The organism is Paenibacillus sp. FW101-FHT12H11, from assembly GCF_058790355.1.
The window spans coordinates 91,794-103,796 of the sequence record NZ_JBYTCO010000001.1; the positions used below are offsets into that span (position 1 = coordinate 91,794).

Annotated in this window: 15 protein-coding genes; 9 read left to right on the plus strand and 6 right to left on the minus strand. The window is 48.1% G+C overall.

All coding sequences use genetic code 11. The features are described 5' to 3' along the window. Positions 1–13: 13 nt before the first annotated feature. The 4 genes from AC3WTJ_RS00520 to AC3WTJ_RS00535 form a co-directional block, all read right to left on the minus strand. Positions 14–982, minus strand: a complete 969-nt coding sequence (locus AC3WTJ_RS00520) for a GDP-mannose 4,6-dehydratase (RefSeq protein ID WP_492520114.1) — start codon at positions 980–982, stop codon at positions 14–16. Then, positions 979–1,692, minus strand: coding sequence for a sugar phosphate nucleotidyltransferase (locus AC3WTJ_RS00525; protein WP_492520115.1), 714 nt, complete (start codon positions 1,690–1,692; stop codon positions 979–981). Before AC3WTJ_RS00525 ends, AC3WTJ_RS00520 begins: the two co-directional genes overlap by 4 nt. A gap of 13 nt (positions 1,693–1,705) precedes the next feature. Continuing rightward, a complete protein-coding gene (locus tag AC3WTJ_RS00530; RefSeq protein WP_492520944.1) occupies positions 1,706–2,689 on the minus strand; it encodes an SDR family NAD(P)-dependent oxidoreductase in 984 nt (327 codons plus the stop codon). Positions 2,690–2,877: 188 nt separating this feature from the next. Next, positions 2,878–3,288, minus strand: coding sequence for a hypothetical protein (locus AC3WTJ_RS00535; RefSeq protein ID WP_127456591.1), 411 nt, complete (start codon positions 3,286–3,288; stop codon positions 2,878–2,880). A gap of 193 nt (positions 3,289–3,481) precedes the next feature. Here AC3WTJ_RS00535 and AC3WTJ_RS00540 point away from each other — a divergent pair, with 193 nt between their 5' ends. The 6 genes from AC3WTJ_RS00540 to AC3WTJ_RS00565 all read left to right on the plus strand — a co-directional run bounded on the left by AC3WTJ_RS00540 (position 3,482) and on the right by AC3WTJ_RS00565 (position 8,451). Beyond that, positions 3,482–4,243, plus strand: a complete 762-nt coding sequence (locus AC3WTJ_RS00540) for a sulfotransferase domain-containing protein (protein ID WP_492520116.1) — start codon at positions 3,482–3,484, stop codon at positions 4,241–4,243. A gap of 21 nt (positions 4,244–4,264) precedes the next feature. Then, positions 4,265–5,296: a glycosyltransferase family 4 protein gene (locus AC3WTJ_RS00545; protein WP_492520117.1), complete on the plus strand. Its 1,032-nt coding sequence runs from the start codon at positions 4,265–4,267 to the stop codon at positions 5,294–5,296. A gap of 22 nt (positions 5,297–5,318) precedes the next feature. Then, positions 5,319–7,073, plus strand: a complete 1,755-nt coding sequence (locus tag AC3WTJ_RS00550) for a glycosyltransferase (protein ID WP_492520118.1) — start codon at positions 5,319–5,321, stop codon at positions 7,071–7,073. Between the two features lie 119 nt (positions 7,074–7,192). Next, complete coding sequence (locus AC3WTJ_RS00555) at positions 7,193–7,795, plus strand: hypothetical protein (RefSeq protein ID WP_492520119.1); 603 nt, start codon at positions 7,193–7,195, stop codon at positions 7,793–7,795. A gap of 47 nt (positions 7,796–7,842) precedes the next feature. Then, positions 7,843–8,235: a hypothetical protein gene (locus tag AC3WTJ_RS00560; RefSeq protein ID WP_492520120.1), complete on the plus strand. Its 393-nt coding sequence runs from the start codon at positions 7,843–7,845 to the stop codon at positions 8,233–8,235. A gap of 12 nt (positions 8,236–8,247) precedes the next feature. After that, entirely contained in the window at positions 8,248–8,451 is a 204-nt protein-coding gene (locus tag AC3WTJ_RS00565) for a hypothetical protein (protein ID WP_492520121.1), read from the plus strand. Between the two features lie 15 nt (positions 8,452–8,466). Here AC3WTJ_RS00565 and AC3WTJ_RS00570 read toward each other — a convergent pair whose 3' ends face one another. Together AC3WTJ_RS00570 and cysC are read right to left on the minus strand one after the other, a co-directional pair. Then, entirely contained in the window at positions 8,467–9,774 is a 1,308-nt protein-coding gene (locus tag AC3WTJ_RS00570) for a glycosyltransferase family 2 protein (protein WP_492520122.1), read from the minus strand. A 138-nt stretch (positions 9,775–9,912) separates the two neighbouring features. Beyond that, a complete protein-coding gene (gene cysC / locus AC3WTJ_RS00575) occupies positions 9,913–10,533 on the minus strand; it encodes an adenylyl-sulfate kinase (RefSeq protein WP_492520123.1) in 621 nt (206 codons plus the stop codon). A gap of 203 nt (positions 10,534–10,736) precedes the next feature. Here cysC and AC3WTJ_RS00580 point away from each other — a divergent pair, with 203 nt between their 5' ends. The 3 genes from AC3WTJ_RS00580 (at position 10,737) to AC3WTJ_RS00590 (ending at position 11,709) form a co-directional block, all read left to right on the plus strand. Then, a complete protein-coding gene (locus tag AC3WTJ_RS00580; RefSeq protein ID WP_492520124.1) occupies positions 10,737–11,027 on the plus strand; it encodes a hypothetical protein in 291 nt (96 codons plus the stop codon). A 23-nt stretch (positions 11,028–11,050) separates the two neighbouring features. After that, positions 11,051–11,401, plus strand: a complete 351-nt coding sequence (locus AC3WTJ_RS00585) for an alpha-helical endospore appendage domain-containing protein (RefSeq protein WP_157325868.1) — start codon at positions 11,051–11,053, stop codon at positions 11,399–11,401. A gap of 68 nt (positions 11,402–11,469) precedes the next feature. Next, the gene (locus AC3WTJ_RS00590) at positions 11,470–11,709 is read left to right on the plus strand and encodes a hypothetical protein (protein WP_407869259.1); all 240 of its coding nucleotides are present in this window, start codon (positions 11,470–11,472) and stop codon (positions 11,707–11,709) included. Positions 11,710–12,003: the final 294 nt, after the last annotated feature.

Genomic DNA, 12,003 nt, shown 5'->3' on the forward strand with positions numbered 1-12,003 from the left:
GTAAATCTCCTTTTCATATGAGGCTTCGATAGTAATCCAATGTATCGGATACCGACTGGGCGAGTGAAAGGGTGGGTGCCCAACCGGTTGCTGCGCGAAGCTTGGTGTTATCCCCTTGAACGAGGGGGGCTTCGTTAGGGCGTATTAAACGCTCGTCGACTACCACCTCGAAAGTGATTGCGGCATAATGCTGCAGCAGGTCAACAATGGCACTAATGGGGGAGGCTGCTCCACTGCATACATTAAATATTTGGCCGAAAGGTGCTGCGGTTAGCTGCAGGAGTGAGGCGTAGGCGATAACAGCATCACGTACGTCAAGAAAGTCGCGCTGTACAGCGGTGTTGCCCATAACGAGCTTAGGAGGGAGATGGCCTTTTTCCATCATCGCGACTTGCTTGGCGAGCAGAGCGCATACACCGGTTGCGTTTCCTGGGCCAATCAAATTGAAAGTCCTGGCTATGAACGTTGGAACGGCATATGCGCTGCCATACATTTGCATGAATGAAGTCATGATCTGTTTGCTCCAGGCGTAGGGGCTGACAGGCAGAATAGGCGAGGTTTCTGTTAAAGGCATCGTTTGAAAATCATATTCATAAGCGGTTCCTATGGCTAGAAACCCTTGAATTCTGCTTGTAGCAGCAGATCTTACAGCTTCCAGCATGTGTAACGTAGACCACGCGTTCGTATGCAGGACTTGAACCGGATCCGCATAAGATGCACTTACATCGTTAGCTCCGGCCAAGTGGACGATATGTGTGACCGGATGCTCTTGAAGAAGCTGTGTAAGGACAGCGCTCTGCGTGATGTCACCTGAAAGGTAGTGCAGATTCGGATGCTTCATAAGGCAGCCGGACCTGCGTCCGATCCCGAGCAGGTTCATGTTTTGGTGCAAGAGATAGGCCGCCATGTGCTGCCCGACGAACCCGTTGATCCCCGTAAGGAGCACGAGTGGAGGATTCGCCACCTTCGTCGTGCTCGTCATACCGGTTCGCCGGGCAGCAAGAGAGATTTGAGTTTGCCGAATTGCTCATTGGCCAAGGTATAATCCACCGGGCGGCCGATATCGAGCCAGAAATCATTGTTTTCATAATGGCGGACCTTCTCATCTGCGTCTAGCAGGGCATGAATCAAATCAGGAATGTCGAAATATTGATGGGAAGGGATATAATCGGCTACTTCCGGATTCATCATATAGATGCCCATGCTGACATAAGCCGATCGGGTAGGTTTTTCTACAAAGTTAGTGACATACTCATCCTTTGTTTCGAGGACCCCAAGCTCAATTGGAATCCCTTTTTTCTGTGAAGCGATAGTAAGTATGCTGCCGCCTTGGATATGAAAATCTCTAAAGCGGGAGAAATCCAAGGTAGTTAGGACATCACAATTAATTAACAAGAATGGACCGGACCTGCGGCTGATGAGTTTAATTGGACCCACAGTGCCCAGGGGCTCATTTTCTACATAATAAGAGATGGAGACACCCCGAGAGCTTCCATCTCCGAAATAGGTCTGTATAAGCCCCGACAAGTAGCCGCATGCCATGGTGATGGAGGTAAACCCATAATTACGGAGCTGTTTCACGATGATCTCCAGTATGGGTTGTTCGCCAACGGGTAATAACCCTTTTGGAAGCACCTTGGTATAAGGCGCCATGCGCATCCCCTTGCCGCCCGTCATGATTACGACTTCCACAGATATCAACTCCTTATACGACATATTCATTAGGCCGATACAGCTCGGGATGGTTGTTCATCCACTCAATCGTCCGAGTCAAGCCTTGCACCAGAGGAACGGTTGGCTTCCATCCCATCAAAGCTGCTGCTTTGCTGCTGTCCGAGAAGAGGCGGTCCACTTCGCTTTTTTCCGGCCGTACCCGTTCGCTGGCGATACGCACAGGCAGATCTTTTCCAACAATTTGCTGAATGGTTTGAGCAAGCTCGCCAATGGAGATTTCCGCCCCTGATCCGGCGTTTATCGTCTGCCCAATAGCTGCATCATGGCTGGCCGCACATATAAAAGCTCTGGCGGTATCTTCTACGAAAGTAAAATCACGGGTCGCACTGAGATTGCCGAGGACGATTTCGGGTTGATGCAGCGCTTGATTAATAATGGTAGGAATGACTGCTCGCATGGACTGTCGCGGACCGTAGGCATTGAAGGGTCTGACCGTTACGACAGGCAGTGAATACGAGCAATAAAAGCTTTCAATGATCTTATCGGCGCCGATCTTACTTGCGGAGTAGGGGGATTGGCCTTGCAGCGGATGCGTTTCATCCATAGGCACATAACGTGCGCTTCCGTACACTTCGCTGGTGGAGGTGTGAATCAGTTTCGCTGTCCCTAAATCCAAGGCGGCTTGCGCGATATTTAGGGTGCCAATGACATTGGCTTGCACAACATCCGTGGGATGTTGATAAGAATAAGGAATAGCGATCAGCGCTCCTAAATGAAAAATGGTATCCATGCCTTTCACGGCACGATAGACGCCATGAGGATCGCGCAAATCTCCTTTGACGACGTCAATTTCCTTCTGAATATCACGGGGCAGTTGATCGAGAAAACCGCGTGAATTCGTTGAGTTATATCGAATAAAGGCCCTGACCTTCGCACCTTCCGCAACTAGCTGGTGGACGAGATGACTGCCGATAAAGCCGGCTGCACCTGTTACCAGTACTTGCTTCCCTCTCATCATGAATGAGATCACTCCTTCCAACATATGGTTACAGTCTATTCCCTTTGTCTATGGAAGTAGTGGACTATCCCCCATTCGGAAGGATGATTAGGAAAAAATAGGTAAAAGCAGGTATGACGAAAAGACCACCCCAGCGGATCTTTGAAGATCTTTTTGGGGCAGCCTGTTTTATTCAAAGTTCTCCGTTAGCCATACGTATAAGAAATACCGGAGAGTGTAACTGGACCTGTAACCGTTGCCCCGGTTAATAAACCTGGTTCCAATTGTACAGTGAAGGAGTAGCCTTGGTTCGAAGTAGCTGGCACATTGGTATCAATGGCTTGGAAGGAGACGGTTAGTTCTTGCCCAGTGGACAGAAGGGCTTCTTGTCGGGCGGAGAAAATGACGGCGTTGCCACGCAACACGTTAAATAGGAGCACAGGAGCAAGAAGAGTAGAGGAGACACCAACGGTAGCCGTTAGAAGAACTCTGTTCGGTCCTTGTGGAATCGCTAATCCGAATTCTGCGAGTGTGATGGGCGTCGTGGAGACAACGCGATTGAGAGAGCCGCTAGATGATCCGGGAACGCTTGTCCCGATGCTAACAATGTTTGACATGAAAATCACCTCCTTTCCTATATTCTATTAAATTTAATAGAATTTGCTTGGATGGGAGTTGGTGTTTTCCATTTTAATGGTAAAATGTGTGCCTGTTCTAACTTTGTTAAGGGATATAGACGCATTAACAGGTCAAGTTGGTGCTGTGACACATACGCTAAATCTAAACAATTATTGGGAGGTGCTGCCGATCATGGATGCACGCAGAGCTTATCAGCTTCGGCCCGTTATTTTTCTAAATACTGTTCCCAAAAGTGGAACAAACCTTCTGAATCAGCTGTTGTTAGGCATTCCCGGTTCGGTCATGAACGACTATGTCTTTTATGAGGGTCTGGTTAAGGATTTGCCATTACAAGCTTCAATCCTGAGCAAGGCAGTCCCGAATGATGTGTATATGGGACATGTATACTACTCCCCCGAATGGGCCAAACTCCTTGTCCGGCCTGGCATTAAAACCATCTTTATGATCAGGGATTTGCGGGATGTGCTTGTGTCCCTAACGTATTACATCATCGAGAAACTCCCGGATTATCCTATTTATAAGGAGTTAGTCGCCCTGCCAACTCAGAAGGAACGTTATTTACTCCTGATTAATGGGCTGGATGACTACCCGAATATTAAAGACTGGTTCGGGGTCTTTCAGGGCTGGTTGTCCGTGCCGGGTATTTTTATCACGACGTATGAAGAGTTGATGATTTCCAAGGCGTCAAGGCGTAGAACGATTACAGCCATGGCGGAATTTTTGTGGAAGGGGAGCGTACCGCCCATGCCGATAGCGAAGTTGGTTCGCAGCATGGAAGCGAATATGGATAGCGGCAGCTCGTTTACTTTTCGCAAAGGTGTTGTAGGCGGTTGGAGAAATGAATTTGACGAAGAGGTTATAGCAGCCTTCAAACGTGTGGCAGGTGATGTATTGATACAAACCGGCTATGAAAAAGATATGTTTTGGTCATAACCGGAGAAATGGAGGTTAACCATGAAAATCGTAATACCTGCGGCTGATTTGCATATCGGTGGCGGTTGTAAGGTATTGGTCGATATCGCCGGAGCCCTTACGAAAAAGGGACATGAGGTTGAGGTCGTCATCCCCAGGACGGCAACCGTGAAGTATAACATTCCTTGCAAGCTGACGATCGTTCCGAAGCTGGAAGCAGAATATATTCCTTATGGTGATATTATTTTGCCTAATTTCTATACCACCTTTCAATCGGCTTTCGAGGCATGGCCAGAACAAACGGTTAGATTAAGCCTTGGCTTCGAGCCGCTTTGGGTACCTAACCGCGAGGCAGCTTTATGGACTTATGCCCAAGATGTCCCGATCCTTTCCATTTCCAGTTGGTTGGATCAGCAAATATTTGATCACGTAGAGCGGCGCAGCACCATTGTATCTCTTGGTATAGACCCTCGCATATTTCGTCCGCAAGGTCCTCGCATTCACCCGCATCCTAGCAAGAAAACGACGAAAGTGATTCTGTATATCGCACGGGATAGGAGAGATTATGCGCTAAAAGGATTTGATGATTTCTATGCTTGTATGGAAATTATCAAAAACGAGTACGCAGGCGATTATATGGTTTATCTGATCTGCCCGGATGGCGCAGTTTCACTTGTGACGCTAGGTATTCCGGAACGCATCTTTTATCCCAAAAATGAATTTGAGATGGCGAAGCTCTTCCGGACAGCCGATGTTTTCGTCGCATCATCTTGGTTTGAAGCCTTCTCGCTGCCTCCCTTGGAGGCCATGGCTTGCGGTACGCCTGTCGTGACGACGAATTCAGGCGGAGTCATGGACTTCTGCTCGCACATGGAAAGCGCGTATGTCACCAAACCAAGGGATCCCAGGCAGCTGGCGCAGGGCATTTGTGCCGTGTTATCCGATCGCCAGTTGGCGGAAAAACTCGCTCTTGGTGGCAAAGCCAGTGCGGCACGACTAACGAAAGCCCATTTTGAACGCAATATCGTGAACGCATTGGAGGAGATTTACAACAAACGTGCCTCGCTGAACTAAAAACAAGGTAGGTGTTTCAACCGTGAATGCAAATTCGAAAGTCTCCATTGTGATTCCTTTCTATAACTGTGCTTATGTCCGCACAGCGATTGAAAGTGCGTTGAGCCAAACCTATCCGAATATTGAAATCATCGTCGTTAATGACGGCTCAACCCAGCATATGGAGAAAATTGTTCCGTATATGGACCGGATTGTTTATGTGGAAAAAGAAAACGGCGGTACGGCGAGTGCGCTGAATGCCGGTATCCGGCGCGCCACTGGCGATTATTTTGCATGGCTTAGCTCCGACGATATGTTTGAGCCAAACAAAGTAGCTAGGCAATTGGCTTTTATGCAGGAAAAAGGGGCTAAAGTCAGCTACACCTCCTATGTTCATATGGATGGACAGGGGGCCATCTTTGGAGGCCCTTCAGGTATTGGCTGTTCCACCAAAATGGAATTCTATAAAACCATGCAAAAAGGCTGTATTATCAACGGTTGTACCGTGATGCTGCATATGGATGTCTTCCAGAAGACGGGTTACTTTAATGAGACTCGCAAATATACGCAGGATTATGATTTTTGGATGCGAGTCATGAAGCGGTTTCACTTCTTCTATTTAAATGAAAGCCTTGTTCGCTACCGGGTGCACCCCGAAATGGGATCTCGCAAGCATGAAAGCGCAATTGTCAAAGAGATCCAGTCGATTCAAGCCATCTACCGGAAACAGCTGGATGCCTTAATCGCCAAGGAGAGGTTGACGATCACTTTTCCTATTATTACACTCAGCATCGGCGGAGCTCAGAGAATGTTGGCTGAAATGGTCAATGGGCTTGCGGCCAAAGGGCATGACGTTAGCGTGCTAATGCCACCTGAGGGCGTCGTAAACTATACGATTAATGCCAAAATCATCCGCACCAAACAGAACTATATGATTCTTGAAAAAGATTATCCCAAAGCGGATATCATTGTTTCCAATTTCTATACGATTGTACCCGGAGCCCATCAGGCCAGCTTGAACGGAAAAGGCGTGCACGTCCGCTTAAGCCTATGCTACGAGCCTACCTTTCTCCCGGAGAATCAACTCTCTTTCCCTACTTATCATATTTCGAAACACACCGTTGTCCTCTCCAATTGGCAAAAGCAGCTTATTGCACTGAATCACGGTCATCAGGCGCATATTGTGCCGGTGGGCGTCGGTCATGCTTTCAGGAACCTCCATATTCGCAATACGCAGACCCAACTGCAAATATCGGCGATTATGCGGAGGCCGGAGGGCGGTTATTCCTGGCACAGAGAACAGGATTATTTGATCAACCAACTGGAAATGGTGCAGGCCAAGTATCCCCATGTCCGCATCAACCTGATGTCTCCTCCAGAAGAGTTTCGAAGCTCCCCTCTTTTACAGGCGATCAAAGCCAATCATCCGACTTTTCGCTACTTAACTCCCGGGCACGATGGTGCTATGGCCTATCACTACAACGAGACGGATATATTCGTTAACTCTTCTACCTATGACTCTGCCTCGCTACCAGGACTGGAGGCTATGCGCTGTGGGGCGGCTTTGGTCACAACCTACAATGGGGGAAATATGGATTACTGCCGGCATGAACAAAACGGTTTGATGTCTTACCGCTATGAGAACCGCTTGGCGGCCGATGTTGGCCGGCTGATTGAGGATGCCGATTTGCGCAGGAGACTGGCGGCTGCCGGGGAAATTGAGGCTTCGAAATGGACGTGGGAACGCAGCGTAGATGCCTTTGAAAGAGTGCTATATGACATTCGAGCATCGCGATAGATACCCAGATTTATATTTTTAGGTGATAGTCTAGGACGAGGGTCTATTCCGCTGAGTAGTATAGGAGTGTGATGGAATCCAATTTTTGTTAGGATATGTAAAAACTTTGGAGGTGCCCTATGTCCCGTATAACAGAAGACAACGTGGTTAAGAAAACCACTCGTGTTGTTAGGAAAAATGACTGCAGCACGAGGAAAAGAGGCAAGAAAAATAAGTGTCATGTATGCAAGAAAAGATTAAGAAAAAGAACGATCAAGGTCATATGCAAGCAGCCGAAAGCTCCTATTGTCCATGTTACGACCCCTCCAGCGGAAGTCAATGTGCAAACAAATCCCCCCGAAGTCCACGTAACAACCCCGGAAGTTCATGTCACAACACCTCCGCCTGTCGTAAACATAGAGACTCCTAAACCCGATGTTCACGTCAAAGTAGAAACACCAAAAACAGAAGTGAAGGTTAAAGTGGATTACCCGGATGAGAGTTGCAACGAAGAGTTGAGAGACTTATTGGAGCAATATTGGGATACAGAGGTTGAACTGTTCACATCAAGCGGAGCAGGTTCCGGGGGAGAGCCGCCAAACCGGATCGGAATGGTTGAGAAAATTGGGAAAACGACGTTGATTCTTCGCCCAACAACGGGGAACGACATGGATCAAATTGTGATTTTCTCGATTTGCCATATCATCGGTTTCAGGCCTTATACACCGGTTGCGGCTCCGTAACGGCAAATCAGATCCTATTACAACCTAATTGAAGGAGGAAGTGTTAGATGGATGTAATCGTTATTGTTGCTGGTAACAGTTATGCTACGCAGCGCGCCGTTATTAACTGTTTTGACGCTACATTGGATTTTCCCGGACTTGAGGTAGGGGCTAAGTTAACACCTGTTCTTGCATCATTGATGGAGGCAGGATTTTCAGTGGTGGATTTCACCGGTAACGGTAACGTTACGACGTACTTCATGGTCCGTGAACAGGCCGTCACAAGCTGTAATCCGTTAACAGCAGTCGAAGGACGCTCAAATACACAGGTCACCATTCAAACAGGCGCAGGAACAGAGAGCGGTACGCTGATCCTTGTTGGTTCCGATGTCATTGAAATTCTTGAGCCGTCAGGAGATATTCTCCTTATTCCAGCTTCCAGCATTGAATCCGTGATATAAGGAGGAGAAACTATGTCATTCGCAGAGTTACTGGCGAGTTTTATCGGTAGAACGGTTGAGGTGTACTTCACGAGTAATCCGCCTATTATTGGCACATTAGCTTCCGTAGATGATTGTATTTTTACGATACAAATCAATAACACGTATTACTATAGTCCACCAGTAATTATGACCATCGTGGCGGATCAGATTGATTATGTGCGCGTAGTAGCGTAATCGGAAGGGAGGAGATTACGTCAACGGCTGTGTGTCTCCTCCGTCCCCCCGAAGGAGGACGGTCTGTTCCTTCATCCACTTCATCCAGCCGGCATACTTCTCGGAATGTTGATGCGTAATGCTGGATTGGCGGACTCTCCGATGATAGAGAGGCTCAGGCAGATGTTTCAATCGATGAGCGTGCGACAAGCGGATGATGATTTCGAAATCCTCGTATAACCTCCCCCCATAAGGAGCATTCACCATCCAGCCATGGATGCTGTGAAGGGTCTCAACCCGATAGCATCGAGGTGCTATCGGAAGAGCTCCGGCAAGCAGCGCCTCAGCGTTAAAGGCAACAGGCGTCTTGCGTAACCCTCCGAAAATAAGCTGTTTTCGTGCTCCTTCTGTCCACTCGTAATAATCCCCGTACAAGAGTGAAGTATCCGGTGCTAGGGTATCGGCCGTGTTAAGCAAACGCCGAATGGCGTCTGGGGGCAGCCAGTCATCGGCATCAAGCTCCAGCAGCCAAGGGGCCTCAGCTGCCGATAAAGCAGCATTCAAACAATGGGATTTGCCATAGTTAGCTTGGTTTACATACGTACGAATACGCGGATCTGCGGGTAAGGATGCCAGTTTCATCTGCGTGTTGTCGCTGGAGGCATCATCCATAATAATGAGTTCCCAATCAGGCATGCTTTGTGCAATAACGCTTCGAATCGCCCAAAGGAGATAGTCGGCATTATTGTAGGTGCATATCACGATACTAATGGCGGGAGTTGGCTTTGCTTTCGGCAGGGCAGTGTTTGATCCTGCTTCCAGAATGGGTCTGATCAGGTCCCACTCTTCCTGCGCCTTTTGCCATTTGGGGTAATGTTTGGCCTGGGGCTGCCACCATTTGCTATCGATGGTCTGCCATGACCATTCTCTCTTTAAATGAAACTGATTATCGTAAAGCAAATAATTGGCAAAGGGCAGTTCATCCTTCTCCAGGAAAAAGGGACGGCCACTGGATCGCGCTGCGCTTGTTCTCCAAACAAGAGGAGGGGAAGAAAGATTGTGCAGGGTATTGGCGGCCCCGCGTTCATAGACCATGCCGGCACAATGCTCCGGCAGCGCTGCAAGCTGCGTGGACAGCTCGGAGATAAAGCTGCTGCTTAGTAAGTCTCCTGCATGCAGAGTCATAAAAAAGGATTGATCATAAGCAAGTAGATGATCGTTCAAGGCGGCTGCGTCGTAATCATGCAGGAGCATAACGGACCAATTCGGAGCGATATGGGACAGATTGGCCATCGTAGCATTGGTATGAGCTTTGTTGGACGTTCCTAGCACGTAGACCAGCATAGGCGAATAATTCCCCCGATCATCAGCAGGCTTATTGCATTCTATGCGGATGGCAGGGGTGTGGTTCTGCTGCGGGCAAGCTCGCACTACGAATAGTTGAGCCTATTCATTGGGACTTGTCCCGAGCGGGACACGGTTTTAAAGCGTGAAGCTCGATTGTGGAGCAATCACTTTATGGACAATGAGATAATCATAGATTCGAGAGGCTGATGCTTGTAAGGAGTGTTGATTGGACGAAACCACGATTTCGGGTCTGCCGGGCTGCTCATAAGGTGCTGAAATTCCCGTAAAGTCAGGAATAACGCCTGCCCGCGCTTTTACATAAAGCCCTTTCGGATCTCGTTTCTCGCAGATTTCAAGAGGGCAATCGATGAAAACCTCGATAAATTCCCCAGCGGCGTATAAGGAACGCGCCAGCTCCCGATCCGCGCGGTAGGGCGAAATGAGAGCAACAATCGTAATGATGCCAGCGTCCATGAGCAGCTTGGCCGCTTCTGCCGTCCTACGGATGTTTTCACTGCGATCATTCGGGGAAAAACCAAGGTTGCCGTTTAAACCATGCCGAAGATTGTCTCCATCCAAGACGTAAGAACGTATATGTTGGGTGAAGAGCAGTCGTTCCATTTCATAAGCAATTGAAGATTTGCCTGAGCCGGAAAGCCCTGTGAGCCATAGCACACAGCTTTTGTGGGAATTCAGATGGTGCCTCTCGCTCCTGGATACGTTGGAAGGCTGCCACTGAATGTGTTTATCGGACAAAGGGTTTCCCTCCTTAGCAAGTATTTCTATATGTATATGTTAGAAGAGAGTGTCAGGTTCTGGTCTGAAATCCTTATAGGAATCCAATCTGATAGATGAAAAACTAGATTTTGAAAAATTGGATGAATGGGGTGTATTCCCACTTCAACCCGAACCGCATATGTTAATTGGGATAGCCTAAGCGCATGAGGAGGGAAATACACATGCAGGATCAGATTACTTCGATTCTGGAGCATATGGCGAAGTCGCAGCACGAGTTGGCACGTACCCTGGAAGCCAAACGCGAGGTGATTGCTCATATGGCGAAGATGGTTAGTGAAATCCCTGACCATCATCCTTCCTTCGGAGAAATTGAAGCATTAATGGAACATTCCTTGAGTATAACCAAAGGGATAACCAGCTATTTAAACAGTCTTGCCGATTTAGAGGATGCCATCGCGGACAATCTTTCGCCCATTATGAAGGTTATGAAAGAACAACCCGCTGATGAATAAATGAGGGGCAGGGAGTGGAGACATTGAGCAGAAATGATAGTTACTTGTCTTACCTGGATGCTACCGCCAAGATTCAATATAATGTAGCTCTCATTCTGGAGGCTAAGGCGCTGCATGCCGAGAAGTCGCGCAACTGGATATGCCAGCACCTGTCAACAGCCGCCTATGAAAGCAATGCCGAGCATGTGAAACAAGCGGTGGATATCCATGAACAGCTCATTGAGGTGATTGATGGCATTACCAAGATGGAGGTAGCCTTCGCCAAAAACTTGGGCGTGCTCATTGCAGAAGAGGATAATTCCAGCCTTGGCGGCAGTGCTGGCGGCGGATTTGGCGATTTGTTCGGAGGTTCAGGCCTCGACTTTAACAAATGAAGATAAATGAAAGAGAGCAGCAGATTAAGCTGGATATACTAGATTCTCTCGCAAAGAGCCAACGGGCCTTGGCCCGAATCATTGAGAGTGTGGCCGATTCGGTAGAGAGTTCGCCGAAGCTGGCCGGTCAAGTTGCTGACAATCTGACAGCTATCGTGAGTTATCAACGGATTTTGACGAGGAAAATCATCGGATTACCGATTCGTGTGAAACAAAAAGGAACGGCCAAACAACCGTGGTTAAACGCGAATACCGGCGTTCTTCAAGGCAAGCGCAAACGCAAGCCCCCCTCTTCTTCTAAGGCATAGAAGGGGATGGGGCTTTTTTACATACACGATGCTAATTTCCTTTTGACTATAAGCGCTTTCATCAAAACCGCAGTAGTCATTCGCCAATTTCTAGCCAAGCTAGGTAAGTGCATATGAATCTGTCCCAAGGCAGTCATACTATAAAAGCAGGTCGAACGTACATGATCCAGTTGCCTTGCAGGCGATCTGTGATAGATGTCCTATTTTGAGCTAGAGATAATACGGGCTTAAACGTATGCCGTGTCCATCGGGATGGATAAACATACAATGGGAACGAAAACGAATGCACATCAC